Source organism: Enterococcus sp. DIV1682a (genome assembly GCF_051711005.1).
Lineage (GTDB): Bacteria > Bacillota > Bacilli > Lactobacillales > Enterococcaceae > Enterococcus_B > Enterococcus_B hirae.
Window position 1 is genome coordinate 1,440,808 of record NZ_JBIOLT010000001.1, and the last position, 24,403, is coordinate 1,465,210.

23 protein-coding genes are annotated in these 24,403 nt (G+C 34.7%); 10 read left to right on the top strand and 13 right to left on the bottom strand.

Annotated features, from left to right (window positions below; all coding sequences use genetic code 11):
- The first annotated feature begins 75 nt into the window (after positions 1-75).
- The 4 genes from IGJ23_RS06550 to IGJ23_RS06565 all read left to right on the top strand — a co-directional run bounded on the left by IGJ23_RS06550 (position 76) and on the right by IGJ23_RS06565 (position 7,067).
- Positions 76-1,788: a hypothetical protein gene (locus tag IGJ23_RS06550; protein ID WP_063627097.1), complete on the top strand. Its 1,713-nt coding sequence runs from the start codon at positions 76-78 to the stop codon at positions 1,786-1,788.
- Between the two features lie 105 nt (positions 1,789-1,893).
- A complete protein-coding gene (locus IGJ23_RS06555; protein ID WP_063627098.1) occupies positions 1,894-3,567 on the top strand; it encodes a hypothetical protein in 1,674 nt (557 codons plus the stop codon).
- Between the two features lie 88 nt (positions 3,568-3,655).
- A complete protein-coding gene (locus IGJ23_RS06560) occupies positions 3,656-5,545 on the top strand; it encodes a hypothetical protein (RefSeq protein ID WP_438774712.1) in 1,890 nt (629 codons plus the stop codon).
- Positions 5,546-6,059: 514 nt separating this feature from the next.
- A complete protein-coding gene (locus tag IGJ23_RS06565) occupies positions 6,060-7,067 on the top strand; it encodes a hypothetical protein (protein ID WP_367011224.1) in 1,008 nt (335 codons plus the stop codon).
- An 812-nt stretch (positions 7,068-7,879) separates the two neighbouring features.
- On the opposite strand, the gene IGJ23_RS06570 is transcribed toward IGJ23_RS06565, so the two are convergent.
- The 9 genes from IGJ23_RS06570 to IGJ23_RS06610 form a co-directional block, all read right to left on the bottom strand.
- Positions 7,880-8,077 carry a hypothetical protein gene (locus IGJ23_RS06570; protein WP_155727568.1) on the bottom strand — a complete coding sequence of 66 codons (198 nt, stop codon included), beginning with the start codon at positions 8,075-8,077 and terminating at the stop codon, positions 7,880-7,882.
- A gap of 214 nt (positions 8,078-8,291) precedes the next feature.
- On the bottom strand, positions 8,292-8,999 hold the full coding sequence (locus IGJ23_RS06575; protein ID WP_438774713.1) for a hypothetical protein: 708 nt from the start codon (positions 8,997-8,999) through the stop codon (positions 8,292-8,294).
- A gap of 545 nt (positions 9,000-9,544) precedes the next feature.
- Entirely contained in the window at positions 9,545-10,066 is a 522-nt protein-coding gene (locus IGJ23_RS06580) for a hypothetical protein (RefSeq protein WP_207432198.1), read from the bottom strand.
- Positions 10,067-10,451: 385 nt separating this feature from the next.
- Positions 10,452-10,691, bottom strand: a complete 240-nt coding sequence (locus IGJ23_RS06585; protein WP_438774714.1) for a hypothetical protein — start codon at positions 10,689-10,691, stop codon at positions 10,452-10,454.
- Positions 10,692-10,789: 98 nt separating this feature from the next.
- Entirely contained in the window at positions 10,790-11,479 is a 690-nt protein-coding gene (locus tag IGJ23_RS06590) for a hypothetical protein (RefSeq protein ID WP_438774715.1), read from the bottom strand.
- Between the two features lie 244 nt (positions 11,480-11,723).
- Positions 11,724-12,668, bottom strand: coding sequence for an L-lactate dehydrogenase (locus tag IGJ23_RS06595; RefSeq protein ID WP_063627106.1), 945 nt, complete (start codon positions 12,666-12,668; stop codon positions 11,724-11,726).
- Positions 12,669-12,838: 170 nt separating this feature from the next.
- Positions 12,839-13,069, bottom strand: coding sequence for a hypothetical protein (locus IGJ23_RS06600; RefSeq protein WP_010719176.1), 231 nt, complete (start codon positions 13,067-13,069; stop codon positions 12,839-12,841).
- 171 nt (positions 13,070-13,240) lie between these two features.
- Positions 13,241-13,534 (bottom strand): hypothetical protein, encoded by a 294-nt coding sequence (locus IGJ23_RS06605; protein ID WP_034697939.1) that lies wholly within the window; start codon positions 13,532-13,534, stop codon positions 13,241-13,243.
- Between the two features lie 158 nt (positions 13,535-13,692).
- Positions 13,693-14,730: a Gfo/Idh/MocA family oxidoreductase gene (locus tag IGJ23_RS06610; protein WP_178286267.1), complete on the bottom strand. Its 1,038-nt coding sequence runs from the start codon at positions 14,728-14,730 to the stop codon at positions 13,693-13,695.
- Positions 14,731-14,931: 201 nt separating this feature from the next.
- On the opposite strand from IGJ23_RS06610, the gene IGJ23_RS06615 reads away from it, so the two are divergent.
- A complete protein-coding gene (locus tag IGJ23_RS06615; protein WP_025480187.1) occupies positions 14,932-15,804 on the top strand; it encodes a MurR/RpiR family transcriptional regulator in 873 nt (290 codons plus the stop codon).
- A gap of 127 nt (positions 15,805-15,931) precedes the next feature.
- Here IGJ23_RS06615 and IGJ23_RS06620 read toward each other — a convergent pair whose 3' ends face one another.
- The 4 genes from IGJ23_RS06620 to IGJ23_RS06635 form a co-directional block, all read right to left on the bottom strand.
- Positions 15,932-16,510, bottom strand: a complete 579-nt coding sequence (locus IGJ23_RS06620) for an SGNH/GDSL hydrolase family protein (RefSeq protein ID WP_438774716.1) — start codon at positions 16,508-16,510, stop codon at positions 15,932-15,934.
- A 208-nt stretch (positions 16,511-16,718) separates the two neighbouring features.
- Positions 16,719-17,333, bottom strand: a complete 615-nt coding sequence (locus tag IGJ23_RS06625; protein ID WP_438774717.1) for a TetR/AcrR family transcriptional regulator — start codon at positions 17,331-17,333, stop codon at positions 16,719-16,721.
- Positions 17,326-18,015: an ABC transporter ATP-binding protein gene (locus tag IGJ23_RS06630; protein WP_010737568.1), complete on the bottom strand. Its 690-nt coding sequence runs from the start codon at positions 18,013-18,015 to the stop codon at positions 17,326-17,328. Before IGJ23_RS06630 ends, IGJ23_RS06625 begins: the two co-directional genes overlap by 8 nt.
- Before the next feature lie 3 nt (positions 18,016-18,018).
- Positions 18,019-19,092 carry an ABC transporter permease gene (locus tag IGJ23_RS06635; RefSeq protein ID WP_438774718.1) on the bottom strand — a complete coding sequence of 358 codons (1,074 nt, stop codon included), beginning with the start codon at positions 19,090-19,092 and terminating at the stop codon, positions 18,019-18,021.
- 306 nt (positions 19,093-19,398) lie between these two features.
- Between IGJ23_RS06635 and IGJ23_RS06640 the strand changes: the two genes are divergently transcribed.
- The 5 genes from IGJ23_RS06640 to IGJ23_RS06660 all read left to right on the top strand — a co-directional run bounded on the left by IGJ23_RS06640 (position 19,399) and on the right by IGJ23_RS06660 (position 24,299).
- Positions 19,399-20,418 carry a tyrosine-type recombinase/integrase gene (locus IGJ23_RS06640; RefSeq protein ID WP_228196890.1) on the top strand — a complete coding sequence of 340 codons (1,020 nt, stop codon included), beginning with the start codon at positions 19,399-19,401 and terminating at the stop codon, positions 20,416-20,418.
- Positions 20,419-20,577: 159 nt separating this feature from the next.
- Positions 20,578-22,098, top strand: a complete 1,521-nt coding sequence (locus IGJ23_RS06645; RefSeq protein ID WP_438774719.1) for an AMP-binding protein — start codon at positions 20,578-20,580, stop codon at positions 22,096-22,098.
- Positions 22,099-22,435: 337 nt separating this feature from the next.
- Positions 22,436-23,236, top strand: coding sequence for a hydroxymethylpyrimidine/phosphomethylpyrimidine kinase (locus tag IGJ23_RS06650; protein WP_438774720.1), 801 nt, complete (start codon positions 22,436-22,438; stop codon positions 23,234-23,236).
- 3 nt (positions 23,237-23,239) lie between these two features.
- Entirely contained in the window at positions 23,240-23,728 is a 489-nt protein-coding gene (locus IGJ23_RS06655; RefSeq protein ID WP_081127612.1) for an ECF transporter S component, read from the top strand.
- A 16-nt stretch (positions 23,729-23,744) separates the two neighbouring features.
- A complete protein-coding gene (locus IGJ23_RS06660; protein ID WP_034697955.1) occupies positions 23,745-24,299 on the top strand; it encodes a TIGR01440 family protein in 555 nt (184 codons plus the stop codon).
- Positions 24,300-24,403 lie beyond the last annotated feature (104 nt).

Sequence of the window (24,403 nt, forward strand, 5' to 3'; positions counted from 1 at the left end):
TTAATAAGGTTAAGAACTAAACAAATGATTATTTTTTTATGCAAAAAATAACATAAATAGGAAGGTGCAATCATTATGCCGGAAACAAATAATCAAATCGAGGGTTCAACGTTAACGAATGATCAGGAGCTGTATGAACATCTGAATTTTTCTGAAGAAGAAATCGAAACAGATCAACAACAAAAAATAGGTGAACGTATTGATGTGAATGATCATATATTGTTGGATGGTATGATTTCAAACCATCAAAATGAGTTCTCTAAATTGCCCGATGATATAAAAATACCAAGCGAAAAAATACGTAATATTCATGATGATAATCCAATGAATAAACTACTATGCTTACACAAAGGCAAACTCTATTATATTGAAAATTTGGACCCACAAAAAGGAGAAAAAAAAGCTTATGTAATTGCTGAGGAAGTATGGTATGGAGATAAACGATTGTTCCAAGCGAGCATTCAGCATAACATCAACCAAACCTTAATTAATTTTACTAAGATGACAAAAAATAAGAAAAATGGTACTCGCACGTTACTTGCTAGTCCAAGTTTAGTGTACAATATTATCAAGAATAATGAAATTTTCGAAAATGCAAAAGAAACTCAGGGGATAGCTCGTACAGTAGCACAACCAGATCCAACATATATTGGTGAGCGTCTTAAGATAGGGACCCCTGAATATGGCACTAGGGATCCGGAAATGAAAGTTCAATTAATGTTGCATGAAGATAAGCTCTATCAAATTGACCGCCAAAATAAACAGTCAAAACTACTCGCAGATAACGTAAAATTTCAAGATGGAACAATCTATAAGAGAAATGAGCAAGGGCTAAGAATGGTGCTATTCAGACCTAATACTCTTAAAGAGTCTCACAATATAGGTTTGATAAAATCATTTTTTACTAAAGAAAAAAGAGAAAAAACTCAAACGAAGTATGTAAGAGCTGATACCCTAGAGAACATCAATCAGCGATTACAATATTTTAAAAATATGGAGAAGAAGGAACAGATAGAAAGTAAACCTTGGCCTGAGGTGGATGTTGATAGCATATCATCGTTAAAGAAGTTAACAATAGTAAAAGATCCAAACCTTCACAACGATAAAGACCTAATCTATTATGATTACGACAAAAGTGCTCTTTATAAGTTAGAGATTAACGATCGTGGGAAAGTCCAAAAAGCTTATTTGCTTACTAATAAACACCTTGATAAACAACTTCATAAAAGCGAACTTGCATTAAACGATATCAATAAAAGTATAAAATTGAATTTATTTCCTGTACCAAAGTTGTTTTCCGGATTGGTGTGGACACAAAAAGGGGAAATAGAAAAGAAAGTGGCGCATTTTATTGAATTCCAAAAAATGATTACTCATGAAAATAGAAACAAAGATGTATATACACTTTTGTTGAAAGATACCAATTTGTATTTAGTTGATCATAGATCAAAGGTGGCTATGAATGTTGCCGCTAATGTCAATTTTGAAGATGGTAAGATCAAATCAGATAATAAAATACTCTTATCCAACTTATCGCATAATGAAAATATGAAATGGCCAATATCTTCATACAAAGCTTCTAAAATTTTTGAAATAGCAAAAATAAACCAATCGAGGAACATCGTTCAAACAAGAAACTCTTTAGAAGGTTTAACAATGCACGCACAAAACTTCACTAAAACTGAAAAAAATGTTCAAAACCAAACTCAATCCCTTACTAAAAATAGTCCAAAAAAGACACGTATGGCTCCGACTCTTTCCGACAGACCTGTGGGAACGTCTAGATAAAATGATTATAGTATTCGGATTTATTGCATTATAAAGAAGAACGAGAGTTTCTTATTAAAAATGCATTAAATAAAGTATATTTTTAGATAGGAAGGTGTAATCACTATGGATAATATAAATATTCGAAGTGAAGACCCCACGTCAACAGGTGAGAATCAACTGTATAACCGGCTAAATTTTTCTGAGGAGCAAATCAAAGAAGACCAACAACAAGCAACGCATGAATGGATTAAGGGAAACGATCATATATTTTTGGATGATCTTATTTCAAAACATAAAAATGTTTTCTCCGAATTACCCAATAATATAAAAATACCAAGCGAAAAAATCTATGGGATTCATCATCGTGAGCCAGGGGATAAACTATTATACTTACACCAAGGCAAACTCTATTACATAGAAAATTTGAACCAATTTAAAGAAAAAGGAAAAGCTTATGTAATTGCTGAGGATGTAAGTTATCGAAAAAACCGCTTGTTCCAAGCAAACAAAAAGTTTAATATCTACCAAAATTTAGTTACTAATGCAAAGATGACAAAAAATAAGACAAATGGTGCTCACACGATGTTTGTTCATCCGGATTTAGTGTGTAGTATCATCAGAAATAATGAAATTTTCCAAGAAGCAAAAAATAGCAAAGGGGTAGATCGTAGAATAGCGCAACCAGATCAAACTTACATTGGTAAAGGACTTAAGATCGGGATCCCGAAGTATACATCAAGTAATCCCAAAATGACTGTTCAATTAATGTTGTATAAAGGCAGTCTTTATCAAATTGACCCTAAAAATAAACAGTCAAAATTTCTCGCAGATAAAGTAGAACGTCGAGGTGTTCATTTTTTCAAGAGAAATGAGCAAGGTCTGAGAGTGGAGCTATTTCAAGGTTATGTTGAAAAGGCTCAAAAAAATAATATTTTAAAAAAATATTTTAAGAATAAAAAAAGAAATAAAACTGAAACAATCCATATGGAATCGCATACTCTAGGGAAGATTAATCAGAATTTGCAAGATTTTGAAACTATGGGAAAGAAAGACCAGATAGCAGGTCAACCATGGTTGGAGGTGAATCCTGAAGACTTTTCATCGTTAAAAATACCAGAGAGTCCGACTCCTCAGAATGATAAAGACCTAATCTATTACGATCGAAATAAAAGAGCTCTTTATAAATTAGAAACCAACGTTCATGGGAAAGTTAAAAAAGCTCACTTGCTTATTAATAAACACATCTATGATCTGCAAGATGCAAAGCGTCTTGCATTGAAGGATTCTGGAAAAGATTTAAAATTAGATTTATTCGCTAAAGCAGAGTTGTCACACGGAATGATGTGGGCGCCAAAAGGGGTAATAGAAGAGAAAGTGGCGTATTTTGTTGAAGCCCAGAAAACTTTTACTCATGAAAACAGACATACGGATAAACATACACTTTTGATGAAAGATGCCACTTTGTATTTAGTTAATCATAGACTAAAGGAGGCTATAATCGTTGCTGATAATGTGTATTATGAAAATGAAAAGCTCAAATCAGGAAGTCAAGTACTCGTATACAGCTTACCATTTAATGAAAACATGAAATGGAGAATCCCGCCCTATGTCGCCTCTGAGATCAGGGAAATAGCGGAGATAATCCAAGCGAAGAACATTACTCGGTCTAATACTATAGTTGCTTTGCAAGAGCACGCAAAAAAAGAAATCAAAAACCACGCTCATGGTGTACAAGAGCAGGACATGCCAACTCGTTCATGCGTTTCAATCGGAGCAAGACCTGGAACATCTAGGTAATTATTGAAATTTATTGAAGGATTATTTCTTGCAGATATTAAACAAATGATCTTTTTAGAAAAACAATAAATAGAAAGGTGTGCTCTCTATGATAGAAAATAACATGAGCAAAGAGGAACTATATAATCATCTGAATTTTTCTAAGGACCAAATCGCAGAAGACCAAAACAAAGAGCCTTATAAAAATATTGTGGTGAACGAGCATGTATTTTTGGTTGATATAATTTCAACCTATAGAAATAAGTTTTCCCAATTGCCCAATAAGGTAAAATTACCAAGCAAAACAATAGATAATATTCACCAAGGTGATCCAATAGATAAACTATTATGTTTATACCAAGGGAAACTTTATTTCATAGAAAATTTGGACCCACAAAAAGGAGAAAAAAAAGCTTATGTAATTGCTGAAGATGTAGAGTATATAAATGGTGAATTGACGCAAGGAAGTAAAGAAAAGAATAGCTACCAAAATTTAATTGGACCTGTAGAAATGGAGAATAATCCCTCAAAGGACGCTCAATCGTTATTTGTTCATTCACGCGTAGTATACGATATTATCAAAAAGGATAACGAATACAAAAAAGCAAAAAAAGCCGAGAGAACAGCACGTACAATAACAGAACCAAATGCAACTTACATTGGTGAAAATCTCAAGATAGGAATCCCGCAGCGTACGTCATCCGATCTTAGTGTAAATGTTCAATTAATGGTACATAAAGGCAAACTTTATCAATTGGACACTGAGAGCAGCAAGTCGAAACTCCTCGCAGATAACATAGAAGAGAAAGAAGGGATATATTATAAAAGAAATAGTCAAGGGTTGAGAGTTGATCTGTTCTCGCCTTCCAATGTGACAACGGTTGATACAAATAATTTCATTCAAAGACGTTGGACTCGGGAGGGTAAAAATAGAGATAGAACGGCAACGATGTACGTCGATTCGCTTACTTTAGAAGAGATTAATCAGCGGCTAAATGGGTTTAAAATGATGGAAGATAGACAACAGATAAAGAGTAAACCATGGATTAAGGTGGATGTTAGAGCATTGTCATCATTATCAATACCAAAAAATCAAAGTCACAATAAACAAAAAGATCTATTTTATTATAAAGAAGGGACCATGAGGGATAAACTATATAAATTAGAGATTGAATCTCAAGATGGTAAGAATGTGAAAATCAAAAATGCTTATTTGCTTGCTGATAAGGATCTCTATAATTCACCAAATGCAAAACATATTGCAGTCCAAGACTGGGATACAAATGTAAAAATAAATTTATTCCTTAAATCAAAGATGTCAAACGGATTTATATGGATAGATAAAGGAGAAGTTGAAAAGAACATCAATTATTTGAATGAGGCCAAGAAACATTTTCCTAAAAAGCGTTCTCCTAGAGATTTACATAAACCCCGAGAGCATGAAAACAGAAATGTAAATTCGTGTACACTTTTGTTGAATAAGAACAATTTATATTTAGTTAGTCATAAAGGAAAAAAAGCTATCCTGATTACTGATAATGCACATTTTCAAGACGGCAAGCTCAAATTAGGGGATAAAGTAATTGCAGACAAATTACCAAAGACGTCTAATAAAGATGCCATGATATGGAGTCTCTCTGCTGAGAATGCCACGAAATTCTTAGACATAGCGAATATAAACAACTTCGTTCAAGGTAGAAATTTGATTGATTTGACAACACCCGCAAAAGCATCACACGAACTTGGCACTAGTAACATCATTCAAGATAGTAAGTCGTTAGAAGATTTGACAGGGTACACACAACCATTACCCGAACGACGTACTAGTAACATTGCTCAAGGTAGAAATTCATTAAGCAATTTGATTGATTTGACAACACACGCAAAAGCATCACACGAACTTAGTAGCAATACTCAAAGCAACACTGTTGGACACACTCAAAAGCGTTCTGCACCGCAACCTCCTCAAAAAGGTAGTAATGAAGCCCCATCTAGATAAAATGATTGTAGCATTCGGATTTATTGAATAAGAAGAACGAGTGATTTTTATTTGCTTTACTAGTTATGTGGTAGCCTTAAAATGGGGAACATCAGTGCAAAGAATTTTATTTCCAGTATTATTTATTTAATTTTTGCTATTTTTATGCTGAGCTATTTACTAGAAAATAGAATATTCTAACCGTGTTTAAGGACATCAAAGGCAGTAGTAACTACTATCTTTGATGTTTTTTTATTAGTTTTTGGATAGAATGATTCAACGAATGATCGTTCAAAAATATGTGATTACGTCTTGTATGTAGGTGAATAGACTATCTTCAGATAACAAAATTAGAATCACTGACCTTTTTGTTTTGTCATTTTGAAATAAAAGTTTCATTTAAGCTGAAGTGTAGATATAGAATGGAAAGCGGATAAAAGCTGTTTGTTTCAGTAATTACTTGAAAAACGCAAAGAAAACTAGTACGACTGTAAATAAACGAACTTTTATACAAGGCCATAAAAGGAGAGGGAATATGACGATGAGGAAAAGCGACAAATTATCACCAGAGGAACGATATTTATCTCTGGCATTTTCTGCTGATCAAATCCAAGAACATAAACATTTAACACAGGAGAATGGGTTAAGGTTTCATCAGCAATTTAAGCAGAGAGACGAGAACGACTTTCATGAACAACTACACATGAAACTGCCCAAAAAATCAAAAAATACCGAGAAAAATCAGTTATTATATTATGATCATAAAGAGGAGAAGCTTTATATGATCATTTCAAGCCAGGAAATTGTTAATAAAAAGAAGTCCTACTTAAATTGTCATGGAAAATTGATTACGAGTAACGTTAAATTTAGTGACGGTTCAACAAAACTAGTCATAGACAATAAACAGCAGAATCAAGAAACAACCTTAATTAAATTTGGTCTGGACGAACTGTTTAATAGAAAAAAATCACGGTTTATATGGGTGACAACAGAAAAAGAAAATGAACTAATAAATATAGTTGGTTCTTTAAACGATAAAGACCAGGAACATCACCAAAATGATGGAGAGGTACAACATACTGATCACTCAAAACGTAAACTTCAGGAATGGCTGAGTAAAAATGAACCGGTAGTATATTATCCATTAGATGCTAAAAACAAGAGCGGTTATGACAAAGACGAGCCATTACTATATTTTGGGAACAATAACCTATATAAGGTTGACCATGAAAAGGGGCGGGCGACCTTAATTGCTGAAGGAGTGCAGGAAATTAATCGAAGTTTTGTATGGAACGATGTGGCACTTCTAAAAAATTTACCGAAAGAATGTGGGGAAAATCAAGCCGTAAGAGTCGATGAAAAATGTTTAGAATCGATTCGAAAAGTAGTTGATATAGTTAAAAGAAAACAAGTTTTGGAAAATAAACCAGAAAACAATCTTACACAAGGATCTTTAGCTGCTAAAGCTACTAAGGCAAGAAATGCACAAACATCTTCTAGTATGACTTTGACATCAGCAAATTATACTAATATAGACAGATAAAAAACTAATTTTCCTCAATTATGGTATCTCTTTAAAGATTAAGTTGAATTGTTGCGTAATAATGATGTAATTGGATTCTTAAAACAACGTGAATTATTATCATAAATCAAAGGCATATTTAACAGTCTATAACCCCATATAATCGTTCTTACACTTTAAAGGTATATTAATCAACTGATAAAACACTACTTTCTAGGATACATCTATCAATCATTGCTCTAACAAAATATGGATAGATAAATTCACATCAAAATCTATTTTTGGTGTGAATGATTTCTAGATAGCTTTAATTCTAAATGGTTTATGCATGCGTATATATATATAACTGATTAGTTGAACAAGAAAAGAATCGTTTTTATACTATCTGGTAAAAAGAAATAGAATAAATAGCAAGAAGAGAGGGTTTGCGGATTTTTAAAGGAAGGAGATAAAAATTTTATATTTTAGTTTACATAATATATATTATACAAAGTAGATTCAAAGTGAATTAAACCCCCATCAAATCGAAATCAAACTAAAAAGATAAAAAAATGACTCTTTCGAACCATTGCAAAATTTTAAAATTATTTTGTATTATAAAATATCAATTAAATCGTGTTTGACAAGATTTAAACACGATTTAATTTTTTATCTGTCTATAAAGTCCATATCCATAATTTACAAAATTAGAAACAAAAACTCCACAATATTCACATGTGACATTCTCTACAATAAAACAATCATAATCTGGACAACACTTTTTTGATCTTTCCACAAAGAGATACATTTTTCCATACTACAATCACAATCTTTACATTTCAATTTCATACAAGTCACTCCTTACTAAAGATCATATCAACAGCGTTCTTATAATTCTCGATCATTTGTTTGTGTTGTTTTGTCATACGTTTACGTCCGTTAGCAATCAAACCAGCGACATAACAACCTGAATCATTCCAACACTCGTCTAAGACCGCTAATGATACCGATACTTGTTTTTCTACCCACTTTTTAGTTCTATAAAGCGACATTAGGAATTTCAATGAGAGATTTCTTTGATTTTGAACTGTACAATGAAGAATTATTAAACAAAATCCATCTGACAACTTTAATTTAGAGAATAAATCTAATTTGACAGTTTTACCGAAGAAATAATAAAAAGAGTAAAAGAAAAAATAAAGAAAGAGCAACTAGACATACAGATTAGTCGCTCTTTCTTTATTTTTTATTGTTTATGTATGAATTCTATCTTTCTACGAAAGAACCTTCTGATTTTTCTTTGGAAGGGTTTTTATTGATTGCTTTATTTTGTTCGTTTTCGGAAAGTTTCTCGACTTTCCTCATAGCTCTGATTTCGTCAAATTTTTTTGATTGATTTTGTAATTTTTTAATGTTGTCGTCATGATCAGGTTGTATTGGAGCAGGTCCATTTATCCAAACACGTTGCGTTTCATTGAATAGAGAAAAAAATTTTACCCATGCTTTATTTTCTTTAGACAATTCTTCTTTTGGGCTTGAGTTATCTTGGGCAGACAGTCCGGCTAGTGCTATTTTAAGAGCGTCATTATATCGAAATTTTTTTTGAGAGGATAATATTTCTGAAACATCTGATCCTGCTTCTTTAATAAAGTTTTCGTAAATTTCTTTTCGATCTCTAAGGTACAGGCCTTTAAAGTCATTTTTGTTTAAATTTTTGTTAACTTCGTTCATTTCTTCAAGCAACATTATTAAACGTTGACTGTGTGGGTCATCTCCAAGCGATTCTATCTTGTTTAAGAAATCTAAGTATGTTTTTTTACTTCTAGAAAAAATATTTCTTGATACTATTGGACGATTCCCACCATTTTGTTGCAAAACTTGATTTATACGATCTTCGATATCTTGTTCGTTAACAGGATTTGTAGTTTGTGATTCTTGTTCGCTAACAGGATTTGTAGGTTGTAATTCTTTCATTTTTTTCTTCCTTTATTTTTATTTGTAATTATAAATAAGAAAAACCAATAATGGTGTTTCTTGTTTTCCCCTGAATTAGAAAAATTAACATAAAATTAAATCCCTGCCGATCTAAATGAAACAAAAAATGTATCGTATTTCTGATATAGCATTTCTCTATTATACACTGTAGGGATCAGTGCACCACTATTATACAAGTAGCGAGTCACTAAAAATTGATTACATTGTATACATTATGCCAAGTAGATCCTTAACATAATAAAAATTCACTCTGTTGTTCGTCCACGTTCTGTCTTTTTTGAGAATCATTTTCATCTATAATTTTTTCATACTCGTGTTTTCCAGAAACATGCCTATCGCAGCTCTATGTAATATCCCCTCATATAAAATCAAATATACATGATCAACGTGATACAGATCCGGCCTACGCCCTTCAAGTGCGTTTAGTTGATTCATACGGCGCTGATGACGTTTAAATTTAAATCATCTCCTTAAATTTTTACATTATTTTTTCAATTGTTTATCTCATCAACCGACCATGCAGGTTACCTATTGATATTATAAGAAGTCTGTGAAACGGGAGAAGCTATATTGGTGTCAGATCCAGTAGTTTTATCAATATTGTGTCTTGTCTCGGGCGTGACATTTGTAATAATGCCTGCTCGTCCATTCAAATGATACAGAGATTTATTTATCATAACGGACTGAGAATTCCCACTGCTCAAGATATTGTCAGTCTCTACCCCATTTGCTGAATTTTGTACACTCTTTCTTTCCGCTGATTTGCGGATAAGTTCATTTAAAAAAGACTTGTAATGGCTGTTAGTTTGCGGATTAGGTTGTGTTTTTTCAGAGTATCTCTCTGTGGTGCCCCATCCCGTATTTTCATCCATGTCTAACTTATTCTTTTTAAGGGACTCCCCTATATTATTTATCGGTTTCTGTTTAACTCTTCCTTCAGGCAAGCCTACTAGCTCTGCATCTATCATCTTCGATTGATCTTTGTCTAAAGTATTTTTCTGCCCATCAGATACGCTTCTTAACTCCTGAGTATTCTGCTTTTCCATATACTATCGCCTTTCATTTATTTAGTAATTTTACCAGTCATCTTTTATTCTTTTTAAGCTGATCACGCTCTAAATCAATCACCTCCTTCATTTTTTTTGTTGTTTCAAATGCATTTCCCGAAAACTTTACCTAATATGCTACCATTTTATTACAATTCACTTTCTACTAGAGAATTATTTTTTCTAAAACAAAAATAAAAAGGACAACGAGCAAAACACTCATTCTCCTTTTTTTCATTCAATTATCTCACGGTGTTTAATACGTTTCTTAAATCATTGACAGACTGTTTAAACATTTCTTCTTCTGGTGTAATTGATAATTCAATGACTTCTCTTCTATATATTATGCTAAGTAGTTTCTTTTTTTCTTATTTATGTATGAAGTCTATCTTTCAGCTCTAGGTGGCAAAACAGGTGGTCTATCCATATTAGGGGTAGAACGCGGCGATGGAACAGGTGGTTTTGAGCCTCCCATAGTGCTATCTTTTATTTGTTCAAACGCCCGAGGTGGTAAAGTTGGAGCTGGCTCCATATCCTGATGTAGTGAAGCAGGTACTCCTTGTTTAGACTGTGCATTTTTCTTTTTTATTGTTGGATCTTCTGTATAGATATTTTCTCTTGGCATTAAATTTCTTCCTTTCCTCTTTATGTCTTAAATTATAAACAAACTATATATTATCCAACTCACCTCTTTTCATCTTCAATCTAATTTTTAAGAAGCTCTCACCTATTACCTATAGTACTTATTACCTCATTTACTTGATTTTTCACCCTTTTCATAATCTGTGCGTTCTTTTCTCCCATAGTTCCTCCTAATTGCATTTCAGGCCTCTCTCTACCCTGTCTGGATGTTACTTCCCGGGAATGCTCAGCAGATTGTCCTTTAGCCATAGGTAATAGGTCACTCATGGAATTCTGACTGCGAAAATGCTCATTTTTTACTATCTCGGACGTGATATTTTTAAAAATTCCTGCTTGTCCATTCATTTTATTTGTGGCTACATTTTTACTTCTATCTATTTTTTTATTGAATTTCTGAGCTGGCTTCTTACTTCGAAGCGATAAAGGTGGAGCTGGATCCATATCCTGATGTAGCGAAGCAGGTGCTCCTTGTGTTGGAAGCAGATGTTCATAAGAATGTGACGATGTTGTTGATGGCTTTATAAGCTCACTCAAAAAAGCTTTAAACTGCTCTGGAGTTTTGTACACAGGCTGAACTCTTTTTCCTGGAGTTACTGAAATCTGGTTGACATCCGCTTTAGGCAAACCTACTAATTTTACATACATCATCTCTGATTGATCTTTTTGTTGTCTATCAGATACGGTTTGCTCTGTATGTATAGAGTGAATATCTTGTTGAACTGCAGATTCTTCTAATCCGCTTTTTGACTCCTGAGTATTCTGCTTTTCCATATACTATCTCCTTTCGTTTATTTAGTAATTTTACCAGTCGTCTTTTATTCTTTTTAAGCTGATCACGCTTTTAATCAATTACCTCCTTCATTTTTTTCTTGTTGTTTCAAATGCATTTCCCAAAAAATTTACCTAATATGCTACCATTTTATTACAATTCACTTTCTCCTAGAGAACTATTTTTTCTAAAACAAAAATAAAAAGGAGAATGAGCATTTTGCTCGTTCTCCTTTTTTTCATTCAATTATCTCACGGTGTTTAATACGTTTCTTAATTCATTGACAGATTGTTTAAACATTTGTTCTTCTTCCGGTGTAATTGATAATTCAATAACTTCTCTTACACCCTTTTCATCAACGATGGATGGAACACCTGTAAAGATATCTTTCACTCCATATTGACCAGATAAATAAGCAGAAACTGGTAATACAGCTTGTTCATTGTTTAATACAGCCTTGACAATTCGTGCTGTACTCATACCAATTCCATAATAAGTCGCTTTTTTTCGATCGATGATTTCATAGGCAGCATTTTTAACTTTATCAGCAATGATATCTAAGTCTTTTTCTTCGATTCGATGATCTTTTTCGACAAATTCCATGATTGGTTTTCCGCCAACTGTTGTATGGGACCAAGCTGCTACTTCAGAATCGCCGTGTTCACCTAAAATATAGCCGTGAACGCTACGAGGATCGACAGAAAGTTTCAAGGCAATTTCTTTTCTGAAACGAGTTGTATCTAATGTTGTTCCTGTTCCGATTACTCGAGAAGAAGGTAACCCTGATTCTTTCCACGCAATGCAAGTCAAAATATCTACTGGATTAGAAGCAACAACTAATATTCCGTTGAATCCTGCTCCCATGATTTGTCGAACAATATCCTTCATGATTCCAGCATTTGTTTTCACTAAATCTAAACGAGTTTGTCCTGGTTTTTGGTTGATACCTGCTGTGATTACTACTAGATCGGCATCGCTGCATTCGCTATAATCACCTGACCAAACAGCAACATTCTCTTCGCCCCATGCCATACCATCTAAAAGGTCTAAAGCTTCCCCTTCCGCTTTTTCTTGGTTGACATCGATCAAGACTAATTCATTCGCAATTCCTTGATTGATCATGGCATAAGCAATACTTGTTCCCACAAAGCCTGTTCCAACGATCACTACTTTTCTACTGGTTTTTCTCATGTTGATACACGCTCCTTTTCATCTCATATGTTATTTTCATGAAAATTATAGTTCTGATAGAGACATTTTTCAATATAATGATATTTATAGTTACTATAATATTTTTTTATAGTTATAACAAAAAAACAGATTATTAGTAAACTAACAATCTGTTCAAAGTAAAATAAGATCTATTTCATTCGTTTATATTGGCTTTGCTTAGAAGCACCTTTTGAAGATCCGCTTTTATTTGCAGGCTTATCGGACATTTTTTTACTTAATAACAACATCAAAATAACAAATAGAACGGCTCCACCTAAGAACAAATACATATAATCTGATAAATAAGTCGTGAATAGACTTATGAAATCGGTTTGTCCAAGCACACTCGAATTGATTAACTGTAACCCAAAATTTTCCATATATTACCTCCTAATGTTTAGCTGAGAAAAAATTATTCTCATAAATAAAGCATAATACAAAGAAGGTAAGCGCAGACACCATTTTTTTCTAAAATCGGAAAAATAGTTTTTGGATAAAAAAAGACAGCGTAAAAGCTGTCTTTTTCATAGGATCACTAGCAACTGACAAATCTATTTTTTAGTATCTTTTTTAGATGTCAATTCTTCAAATTTTTCTTTTACTTCTTCCGCTAATTTTTCCACTTCTTTTTCAAAAGCATTCGGTTTCTTTGGTTCTTCCTCTTCAACCGAATTAGAACCAGATAAAGCGACATCTTTGGCTTCGCCAGAGTTTGTGCCAGATAACGATTCTTGTTTGTTTTCTGTTTCACCAGAATTTGTCCCTGCTAATGCTACTTCATCATCGGTTTTAGGCGCCATCGAACCTCTTAAACGTTTGCCTTTTTCGCCGTTATAATTTGTCATGAGAATTCCTCCTTACAGTTATTTATTTTATAGTACATAAGAACAAAATAACTGTCAAAACATGAGATGTCCTCCCCATCATATTTTAATGGTTTTGTTTTTTTGTTTCTCATCAATCTTTGCTTAATCCTTCAGAATGATCATAAACAGTGAATGGTTTATTTGTTTGCTTGCGCTTCTTTTTCCTGGATCTCTTTGATCCCTGTTTCTAAAATGTTCATTTGTAGAAGTGTTTCTTCGTCTTTCACTACTTTTTCGGCTCCGTTTATGAGCGTTTCATAGACGCCCTCATAGACCCGACTATAGTCCCCTACTTCAGAAATCACTTTTTCCTCATGATAGTATCCGTTTTGGTCCATATAGGTAAGTGTGCCGTAGTGTTCTGGTAAATCAATACCAAAATCTTGATGGTCTGGGAAATAAAATAGTTTAAGATGCTCTTCTTGTCGATCTTTTGTCTGTTTTACAAACATCCCTTTCTTCCCATAAACCACAAAGCTTGGGCGTTCTTTAATACGAAAATAGCTTGATTTGACAGAGATTTTCATTGTTCCATAGTAAAAATCTAAATCGAAATAATCATTCATTCGTCCCGTTCCTAATAATTGGCGCACATCATAGTGGATGTCATCTGGCTCGCCAAAGTAAGAAATTACTTGATCTACTGTGTGACAAGCATGACCATAGAGATAACTATTGACTGTTGAAAATTCCGTTGCCGATTCAGGAACTTCAGGTCTGAAATAATCATAATGCATCTCAATTTCTAAAATATCGCCTAATTTTCCACTTTCCAACACTTTTTGTACGGTCAAGAAATCAGAATCAAAACGACGATTTTGATAACACTGGATAAATAAATCTTTTTGCTTCGCTAGCTCAAATAACTCTTTCGCTTCTGCAGAAGTTTCAGCAAACGGTTTTTCAACCAGGACATTTTTTCCATGCTCTAAGGCTAATTTAGCATATTCATAATGAAATTGGCTCGGAGTCGTAATGACAACTAGTTGGATTTCTGGATCGTTCCATAGATCTTCCAATTGATTGGTGTAATGGATATCCTCAAATGTTTCCCAAGTGGGTTCTGAACGTGAAAAGATCGTTTTGATTTTGATCTTATCTTTTAGTTTTCGTGAAAAAGGTAAATGATAGCGGTTGGTACTTTTTCCATTTCCTAGATAGGCAATTGTTAACATACGTTTTCCTCCAATTTTTGTTTTTAACTACTATCAGTATAAATGACTGGTCCCTTTAAAAGTTAATTTGAGCGCAGTTAGAAAAAAATGTTCAAGAAAGTGATCTTTTTAAGTGAATAATCGACAGGTATGTTTAACCTACACAAAAAATAGTAGTCAAAAAGAGGGATATTCAGTAAGATGGATGAGGAAGGTGAGCATATGTTAATCGAAGACCAATTGATACGACAAGAAGCATTTACAACAACAGAAAAAAGAATTGCTGATTATCTCAAAGCAAACAGAGAAACAGCTGTTTATATGACGATCGAGGAATTGGCAAAAGCGACGTATACTTCGCATTCAGCCATAATTCGCTTATGTAAAAAATTGAGTTTTTCTGGTTTTAGAGAATTTCGTTTTGAATTCGGTCGTGAAGTCCATCAGATGAAAGCCCAGTTCAATCAAATCATTGATCCAAACTTTCCTTTTACTGATAAAGATGATAGTCAATCGATCGCTAAAAAAATGGCCGATTTGTCGATCCAATCTATCAAAAAAGCACAGCTTCAATTGGAGAAACAGTCAATTGATGCGATTGCCACAGCATTGAATCAAGCGAATCGCATGTTTATTTTTGCCAAAGGGGATTCTCAAATCACAGCACGCAAATTTCAAAATAAACTAATCAAGATCAATAAATTTTTGATATTAGCTGAAGAGTATAGTGATTCTTCTTGGAATGCAGCTAATTTAACGGAAAAGGATTGTGCCATCTTTCTAACTTATAGTGGAAGGATTCACCATTATGAAAAAATTATGATGCATTTAAACCATGTGGGTGCTAAAACTGTATTGATCACTGGAAATGAACATTCAGAAATGGCAAAACAAGCAACGATGAAACTCATCGTTACGCAAGATGAATTAGATTTTGCTAAAGTGGCAACATTTTCCTCACAAATTGCCTTCGACTATGTTTTAAACACTCTTTATTCCGTGATGTATGCACAAAACTATCAAGAAAACATCCAGAATCTCAAACAAAAACAAGACTTGATCCAAAAAGGTTTGTTGAAGGAATATCGCCATTAGAAAACAGTTGTTTATTACCGTATGTCAAAGCCAATAGAGCGCGCTTCATTCTTTTTGTCATGATAAAACTTGAAACTAAAAATCTACAGACCGAGTACTGCAAAGATTGAGGTACTCGGTCTGTAGATTATTTTTGTTCTTTTTGCTGGATACATTGTGCAATCAAAGCACCTAGCAAGTGATAGCCTAACCTCGAAGGATGTAACCCATCGTCTTGCAAGTAAAGTGTTGGGTCCTCAAAAGATTTTTCATAATGATAAAAATCAATAAAACTTACTTTGTTCTCATCTGCTACTTCTTTTGCGATCTGAGTATACTCTACTAAGATCTCAGGAATTGTTTGGGTTTTGATCTTTTCATCAACGTAACTAGGCCCTATCAAAATCACTTGGCTATGTTTAAAAAAGTTGATCAATTGTTCCAAGTTTTTTCGATAGGTTTCTTGGTTATCTCTTTGATTGATTGCATCATTAACGCCAACATTAAGAACGACGTAGTCAGATGTACGTTCATCTTGGGGAAGTTGAGACAATCGTTCAAGGCTGCTTGTCGTTGAATCGCCTCTTTTTCCTAAGTTAATGATCTTAAAATCAGCTTGTCCTAAAGCATTTAAGGTCGTTGATAACGCATGGTCCAATGCATGGACGACCTCCCCCTGGTACAATCCAGCAGCAATGCTATCACCAAATAGTATAATTTTCTTCATCTGTGTCATCCCTTTTCTTTTCTTACAATAAAAATTCTATCACGGAGAATCAAAAAGGAAAAATCGTTGCTCTCAACTATAAGAACTTTCTATCGAAGGTTTTTATTTGGTTATCGATGATGACACAAAGAAGTATCGAAGTTTTTTTCTGAATACGGACACTACTTACCAGTTAAAAAGAAACGGCTAACAAATGAATCGAGTGGATTCAAGATTCACTTCGTTCGGTTTTCAAACCTCTTTGCAGCCATTTTACCTTGTAACGATAATCTTGCAACAACTCATCAGTAGTCCAATCATTCGCAATGTAATCCGTCAATGAATTGATCACAAGATCCATGACGAAATATAAAAAGCTAATTGCTTCTTCTTGCGAAGTAATGTGAAAACCATTTGCCTTCAGTAACTTAAACCATTCCTTTAATCTTCCTGATTCAGCAGAAGGCTTGGTTCTTTGGTGATTGGTAAAATCATCACTTCTCGTTAAAAAGCGGATGGCCTGCCAATAACTACTTTTTTGTTCCAGTTCACTACACCACGCAAGGTAATTTTCAATTCCTTGAAAAAAGTCTTGCTTGTTTTGACTGATATATTTCAAAATATCTCGATGGATTTGAATCGAATAATACTGGATCGTGTAGGTATAGGCATCTTCCAAGTCTTCGAAGTACTTATAAAAGGCCCCTCTTGACATAGCCATATCTTCGACAATATCTGCAACTTTTACTTGGCTAATATGTCGAGCTGAAAAATTTTCAAGTAAAATTTCAATAAGCCGTTGTTTCTTCTCATTCGGCAGATTAAGAAATGTCGATTTAGGCATCCCATCCCTCCGTTTCTTCGATCAAATCACCATCTTTCATTCGGTAGACACGATCGCTCCATTTGATCATCCGAGCATCATGTGTAACCATGACTGTTGCTTTTTGTTTTTCATGTGCTTCTTTGACAAGTAACTTGACTACTTCAAAGGCATGATCTGTATCTAAGCTAGCGGTAGGCTCATCTGCTAAGATCAAACTAGGGTCATTGAACAACGCACGAGCAATCGCTACACGTTGTCTTTCTCCACCAGATAAATCTCGAGGATAGCTTTCTTTTAGATCATAAATATCTAATGATTTCAATAAGTCATCAATCACTGTTTCGTTTTGTTTCTGATGGCTGACTCGATCAACTAAATAAAATTGTTCTTTGACCTTTAAAAATGGAATCAAATTAGAACTTTGTAAAATAAACCCAATTTCTTTAAAACGTAAATCGGCTCTTTTTTTCTCAGATAAATCGGAAAAAGACTGACCATTAATGGCGATTTCTCCAGAAGTAGGTGTTTGTAGCCCACCGGAAATGGTTAAGAAAGTACTCTTTCCTGAACCAGAGGGACCGATGATGCTGACAAATTCTCCTTGTTTGACATTAAAATTAATTCCTTTTAGTGCAGTCACTTCGGTATGTCCACTACCAAAAGTCTTGACGATATTTTTCATCGTTAAAATATTCTTCATTTTTTACCCTCCTATGGCGGTGATTGGGTCCACTTTTGTGATCGTGCGTATTGAGAAGACGCCGCCTACAACTGCTACAACGAGTAAGACCCCACTATATAGCAACCATTGTGTCCAAAAAATAGCGAATGGCATCGCACTTGGTAGAAACAAGCTAGTTAGATAAGCAGCTAGAACTGCTAAGGCGACACCCATGACTCCAATAACAAATGACTGTGCAATCAACGATTTAGCAATAAATGAATTGCGAATCCCTTGAGCTTTCATTACGCCAAAGATCGCCGTTTTTTGTAAAGTGATGACATACATAAAAATGCCAACTACTGCTGCTACGACAAGAAACAAGAAGTAAACCATTGCATTTAGTGTCATATTTTGTGCAGAATAACCTGGAAGACTTTCAATAAAATCAGGAATCGTCAGTTTTTGTAAATCTTTTGATGCGCCATCTTTATCAATTACAGCTGATTGTTTGGTCACGATCGCATTGATCGGCTTTTTGTCATCTGAAGCAAACGGTTGGGCTCCATATTTTAATTGTGTCCAAGTTTCTAGATCTGTATAGATGACTGGTGAGACCGTATAATAAGTGGCAGGAAAAATTCCAACGATCGTAAATGCTTGGTCATCGCTACCGATTTTGATTTGATCTCCCAACTTATATTGATCTTGTGCCAGATTTTGGGAGATAATTATTTCATTTTTCTTATCAAACATCCGACCATCTGTGATTTTAGGTAATAAAAAGGCATCGTTAGTCGTACCAAAGACTGTCACATTTTCTTTGTTTTTGCCCTTAATTGCTCCACTGAATAAGCCAATCGGTGCTTTTTCTTTCGCATTTACTTGATCAAGGTCACCTCTTGTCAATTGAGATGCTGCAAACACTTGATTAGCATCTTCGGACAAAACGATTTCTTGAGCACCCCAATCATCAATCGCTTTTTTAAATTCTTCTGCTAATCCACTTGCTAGACCTGATAGCATGAAAACGACATAAGCAATCAAAAACATGATACCGATAATGAGTCCGTATCGTAGTTTTGCGTATTTCATTTCTTTCATTGCTAAAAACATTACTTTCCCTCCTACATTTTCCTTTTTCGATAGTGACATTTTGTCACTGTAGAAAAGTATAGCTCAACAGTGACAAAATGTCACTCAACAAAACTCATGAAACAATTCGTTCATACTACAAGATCATTGTCTTTCTGTTTATTGGTTACAGTTTTTCTTATAGATGGCGATGTTACTATATATATGAATCATGAGCAAATAAACATTGGTATAAATAGATATCAGTAAAAGGAAATAGAAGAAAAACGAAAAATAAGCTACAATAATAAAATAGAACACCAGTTTGAACAAAAAGGAGGTTCTTTTATGGATCAAAAAACACGAAAACACATTCAAGAAAAATTAAAACAACGCATCGCACAGCTTCCTCCTATTTTCCAAGAATTTTTAAAAGAAAATCAAAAAAAGCTTTCATTAAGCAGTCGTTATGAATATGCAAAAGATTTTCATTTATTCACGGATTATCTTCACGAAGCTTTAGATCAAGAGATCACGGATGAAGTTATTCTTCGTCTTGAAAAACAAGACTATTTAAATTTTTTAGATAAAGTCTATCAGCATACTCGTTCGTTTCAGACCACAGCTGATCAACAAACAAACCAGTTATTTAAAAATAGCTATTATGGTCTTTCGCGAAAACAATATTCGTTAAATCATTTTCTACGGTTTTTGTATCAAAAAGGGTTATTGACTGAAGAAATATCTCTATTAGGAAAAACGCTCCCTGAAACTACTGCTGCAGCGCCTCGATTCATAGACGCCTCTTTGTTTCAAGACTTTGAGCATCTGTTTATTCCTATGAATGGCTTTAACTCTTCACGAGAAGCACGCTTTGAAAAAAGGAACCGACCAAGAAATTTAGCGATCGCAGCTATTCTTTTATATTGCGGGTTAAAGATCCATGAAGTCGTTGAATTAAAAAGAAAAGATATTGACTTAAATAAACAAATCATTCATCTTAGCCGTAAAAAAAATCGTCTTAATCAGTCGCCAATTCCCAATGAAGCACTGCCATTCATTAAAAACTATTTAGCAATAACTGATACTGGGACAGGACCTGATTCTTTTGCTTTTCGTTCATCTCATGACCAGCAAATCTCTCCACGGACGATTCGCCAAATACTAAGTAAAATCACTGTATATAAAAATATTTCGCCAGAATTATGTCGTAAAACTTACGGGTACTACGTTTCCCTTTATTTTGATGATCTGGATATCGTCAATTTCCTTTATGGTAATCGTTATATCAATGAACATTCATTTGAAGAAGTCCATCAAAAGATGTTAGAGTTCTCTTACAAGGAAATAACAAGTAACAAAAAATGAAATAACGAAATATAATTCATTTTTTCACAAAGAAAGCTGTTTTTTATTCAAGGTTTGTGCTAAGATTATAGCTGAATTTGCAAAGTAAATGATTTAATTCACAAGTTTTTCTTACTTTGCTTACCAACTTGTTTATTAAATGAAATCGGAGTGTGACTTATGGAAACAATCGCTTATTCCCCACTAAATCTTTTTTCTAATTTTCAAGAAGCAGCGAATGCTACACCAGATGTACCAATCATCTTTGACCAACCCTTAGCAGCTTTTCCGGAACTTGGTTTTAAAAGCACTTACAAAGATACCTGTCAACTCGTTTTGACTCGTGCCTATCAATTAGCTCATTTGGGTGTCGGACTTGGTGATAAGGTCATGATCTACAAAAGTTCAGCTTTTGATACTTATTTATTAGCTGTAGCAACAGCTTATCTTGGGGCGGTACCAGCAATGATCTCTTATCACTTCCCTACCCCCACTTTAGAAGTCTTTGTCGACCGTTTAGAAGATCCATTTATCCTTTTTGATGATGAAACGGCTGAACGAGTGGCTGGCATTTCAAATGGATCAAAAGAAAAACAAATTGCTGTTTCTAAACTATTGACTCAACCAGCAGAACCAGTGGCACAAAATCAATTGGGGAACGATGAAATTTCTTATATGACCCATACTTCAGGAACAACAGGTATTCCTAAATTGATTTGTCATTCTGCTCATTCAATGGGCTGGCGCACCAAATGGCAAAAAACTGTCTTTACTAAGATCGCAGAGAAAAAACTTGTGGCTTTCCATATCTCTCCTGTTCATTCTCGCTTAAATATTGGTATTTCTTCGTTAATGGCGATGGGCTTTCCAATGATGCCGTTAGCGGATGCTCAAGGGGAAAACGTTGTGGCCATGTTAAAAGAAAATCCACCGATTGCACTTGAAACACATCCAAACAACTTTGTTCAGTGGAGCTTTACAGCGAAAGAATATCCAGAAGCTTTTGCTGGTATTCGTTATTACCATTCCACTTTTGATGCGATCAACAACTCTACTATGGAAACATTCTTACGGACTTCTCCTAATCAAGAAGCTGTTTTCTTACAAGTTTATGGCCAAAGCGAATGCGGACCGATGATTTTAAAAGCTCATACATTAGAGAGTTTAAAAACGAGTAATGCGAGAGACATGGGTGTGGGACTTGGCGACTTAACCAAAGCGCGGATCGCAGATGAAAATGGGAACGTCTTACCTGCTAATACAGATGGACACATCCATTTATTATCAAAAGGTCGTGCATTAACTTATTATAAAGAAGATGCTCGTTTCCAAGAAAATGTTTATGGTGCTTGGTGGGACAGCGGTGATTACGGCAGCATGGATGAACAGGGGCATTTGTTCTTAAAGGATCGTCAAGTGGATTTGATCGATACAATCAATAGCAATTTAGCGATCGAAGATTTCTTGTTAGACTCATTAGAATTTCTATCGGAGGTGGTCATCGTTCGTGATAAAAACAATGCACCACAACCATTGATTGCTCTTGCTCCTAATCACGAAATGGACTGGGATCGTTGGTGGAAACAAGTGCATGAGTTACCTCGATTGAATACGCCGATTATCAGAGATTATGAAGATATCCCACGGACTGCGACAATGAAAGTCCGTCGACTACAAATCGAAAAAGAATTAAAAGCATAATAAACAGAACACTGACGTTATCCCCTTACCTAGCAGGTATAACGTCAGTGTTCTCTTTTGTTTAACCATTTTTCAGTTGTTAAAATTGTAGGAATGACAAAAAAAGATTCAATTTATTGATAATAATATCTAATGAAGTTGTTCATTTGAGTATGCATAGCTTATGTTTTCTTCTAGCTGTTAAGTTGCCAACAATACAGTGTACTCGTTTCATTCAGATGATAGATAAATTTTGGTGATCTAAATACTACGCAAAATTGGATGACATAAAAATATGCCAATTGGCTGTTTTCTTTTCTAACAACTTTCGTTATACTCTTTTCGTGGAGGGAAAACAATGAGAAAAATACTTACAATTGGTGGTTCTGACCCTTTTGCCGGTGGAGGAATTCAATCTGATTTGAAAACTTTTGAGAATTTTCAACTTTTTGGAATGAGCGCGCTCACCTGTGTAGGCATGTTAGACGAAAACAACGCATTCCTCTTAGAAAATCTACCTGCTAAGTGGTTGGAACAGCAACTTGCTTCGATCCAGAAGATGACAGACTTAGCGGGTATCAAAATTGGCTTATTGCATTCTCTTGAAGCAATCATGATCGTCCGAGATTTTTTAAAAAAGCACCCTCAAATCCCAATCGTTCTTGATCCGGTTTTAGCTTTTAAAGAAACTACTTCATTAGCGAATCAACAGTATATTGAGCGCTTAGTGAAAGAACTCTTCCCCCTTGTTGATCTTGTCACGCCCAATCTTAAAGAAGCGGCTCTCATTTCTGGAAAGAAAAAAATTTCAAGCATCAATGAAGTGATAGAGACAACCAAATTTATTCATACTTTAGGAAGCAAAGCGGTCGTTGTTAAAGGTGGCTCTGGGATCCATGGCGATGAAGCAATCGATGTTTTGTATAGTCATGATGGGCTAACCACTTTTACAATGGAAAAATTAACACGATCAACGGTGAATGGCGCAGGATGTACCTTTTCTTCTGCTATTACAGCGAATCTCGTCCATGGCTATACGCTCCCACAAGCCATTCAACGAAGTAAAACTTACGTTTATCAATGTATTTTAAACGGTGTTGAAATGAATGATCAAACGGGCAGTGTCTGGTCTGGCGGTAACATCAAAGGAGGGATTTAATCGTTGAATACGAAACGAATGACAATATATGCCATGCTGATCGCTTTAACAGTAGCATTATCTTTAACAATTTTGGTTCCAATACCAGCAACTAACGGCTTTGTCACGCTCTGCGAAGCTGGCATCTACACCACTGCTTTATTATTTGGTCCATTTGGTGGGTTCGTTGTCGGTGCCTCAAGTGGTTTATTCATCGATTTACTGTCAGGTTATCCGCAATGGGCCCTTTTTTCCTTATTGATCCATGGTTTGCAAGGATTGGTCAGTGGCTATTTTGCCGAAAAAACAAGCAAAGGTCGATTTGTCGGTCTTTTTATCGGTAGTTGTCTGATGATTAGTGGCTATTTTTTAGCTGGTTGGTTTTTATATGATTGGCCTGCGGGGGTAGCTTCTATTCCTGGAAATATTTTTCAAAATATTGTAGGGGTTGGATTGGCTTTACCACTCACTCAAGCTCTAAAACGAACGAGAGTACAAAAAGAAAGTAAGTAATGAAAGGAAGAATAAAATGAGCATCACAGAAGAATCTTTAAAACAAGAATTAACCAAAATGGTCAACGAGGTATTAGCAGAAGCAAATTTAAAATCTGGCGATTTATTTGTATTAGGATGTAGTACCAGTGAAGTGGTCGGTGGACAAATTGGTAAAAACTCAAGTGCTCCAGTTGGACAGTGGATTATCCAAACGATTAGAGAAATATTACAACCTTTAGGAGTCGCTTTAGCTGTTCAAGGATGTGAACACATTAATCGAGCCCTTGTCGTCGAACGCTCCGTAGCAGAGCAAAAACAATTTGAAATTGTTTCTGTTGTACCAGCCTTACACGCTGGTGGCGCTTGTTCAGTAGCAGCGTTTGACCAATTCGATGATCCAGTAGAAGTGGAACATGTGGTAGCGCAAGCTGGGATCGATATCGGTGATACTTCCATCGGTATGCATGTCAAACACGTTCAAGTACCTGTTCGACCAAGCAGTCAAACATTAGGAGCCGCGCATGTTACAGCTCTGCGTTCACGTCCAAAATACATTGGTGGTCCGCGAGCTGAGTATGAAGTGATTTAAAAGAATCAATTAACTGATAACCTACCTAATATTTATGTAAATGTTATTCTTTATTATAAAATATTCACTTATTATCTAATTTCTATAAAGGTACAGTCACCCAA

What these genes read in the sequence shown, in the direction of transcription:
- IGJ23_RS06550 (WP_063627097.1), top strand. Translation starts at nt 76, where the DNA reads ATGCCGGAAACAAATAATCAAATCGAGGGTTCAACGTTAACGAATGAT.
- IGJ23_RS06555 (WP_063627098.1), top strand. Translation starts at nt 1,894, where the DNA reads ATGGATAATATAAATATTCGAAGTGAAGACCCCACGTCAACAGGTGAG.
- IGJ23_RS06560 (WP_438774712.1), top strand. Translation starts at nt 3,656, where the DNA reads ATGATAGAAAATAACATGAGCAAAGAGGAACTATATAATCATCTGAAT.
- IGJ23_RS06565 (WP_367011224.1), top strand. Translation starts at nt 6,060, where the DNA reads ATGACGATGAGGAAAAGCGACAAATTATCACCAGAGGAACGATATTTA.
- IGJ23_RS06570 (WP_155727568.1), bottom strand. Translation starts at nt 8,077, where the DNA reads ATGTCGCTTTATAGAACTAAAAAGTGGGTAGAAAAACAAGTATCGGTA.
- IGJ23_RS06575 (WP_438774713.1), bottom strand. Translation starts at nt 8,999, where the DNA reads ATGAAAGAATTACAACCTACAAATCCTGTTAGCGAACAAGAATCACAA.
- IGJ23_RS06580 (WP_207432198.1), bottom strand. Translation starts at nt 10,066, where the DNA reads ATGGAAAAGCAGAATACTCAGGAGTTAAGAAGCGTATCTGATGGGCAG.
- IGJ23_RS06585 (WP_438774714.1), bottom strand. Translation starts at nt 10,691, where the DNA reads ATGCCAAGAGAAAATATCTATACAGAAGATCCAACAATAAAAAAGAAA.
- IGJ23_RS06590 (WP_438774715.1), bottom strand. Translation starts at nt 11,479, where the DNA reads ATGGAAAAGCAGAATACTCAGGAGTCAAAAAGCGGATTAGAAGAATCT.
- IGJ23_RS06595 (WP_063627106.1), bottom strand. Translation starts at nt 12,668, where the DNA reads ATGAGAAAAACCAGTAGAAAAGTAGTGATCGTTGGAACAGGCTTTGTG.
- IGJ23_RS06600 (WP_010719176.1), bottom strand. Translation starts at nt 13,069, where the DNA reads ATGGAAAATTTTGGGTTACAGTTAATCAATTCGAGTGTGCTTGGACAA.
- IGJ23_RS06605 (WP_034697939.1), bottom strand. Translation starts at nt 13,534, where the DNA reads ATGACAAATTATAACGGCGAAAAAGGCAAACGTTTAAGAGGTTCGATG.
- IGJ23_RS06610 (WP_178286267.1), bottom strand. Translation starts at nt 14,730, where the DNA reads ATGTTAACAATTGCCTATCTAGGAAATGGAAAAAGTACCAACCGCTAT.
- IGJ23_RS06615 (WP_025480187.1), top strand. Translation starts at nt 14,932, where the DNA reads ATGTTAATCGAAGACCAATTGATACGACAAGAAGCATTTACAACAACA.
- IGJ23_RS06620 (WP_438774716.1), bottom strand. Translation starts at nt 16,510, where the DNA reads ATGAAGAAAATTATACTATTTGGTGATAGCATTGCTGCTGGATTGTAC.
- IGJ23_RS06625 (WP_438774717.1), bottom strand. Translation starts at nt 17,333, where the DNA reads ATGCCTAAATCGACATTTCTTAATCTGCCGAATGAGAAGAAACAACGG.
- IGJ23_RS06630 (WP_010737568.1), bottom strand. Translation starts at nt 18,015, where the DNA reads ATGAAGAATATTTTAACGATGAAAAATATCGTCAAGACTTTTGGTAGT.
- IGJ23_RS06635 (WP_438774718.1), bottom strand. Translation starts at nt 19,092, where the DNA reads ATGTTTTTAGCAATGAAAGAAATGAAATACGCAAAACTACGATACGGA.
- IGJ23_RS06640 (WP_228196890.1), top strand. Translation starts at nt 19,399, where the DNA reads ATGGATCAAAAAACACGAAAACACATTCAAGAAAAATTAAAACAACGC.
- IGJ23_RS06645 (WP_438774719.1), top strand. Translation starts at nt 20,578, where the DNA reads ATGGAAACAATCGCTTATTCCCCACTAAATCTTTTTTCTAATTTTCAA.
- IGJ23_RS06650 (WP_438774720.1), top strand. Translation starts at nt 22,436, where the DNA reads ATGAGAAAAATACTTACAATTGGTGGTTCTGACCCTTTTGCCGGTGGA.
- IGJ23_RS06660 (WP_034697955.1), top strand. Translation starts at nt 23,745, where the DNA reads ATGAGCATCACAGAAGAATCTTTAAAACAAGAATTAACCAAAATGGTC.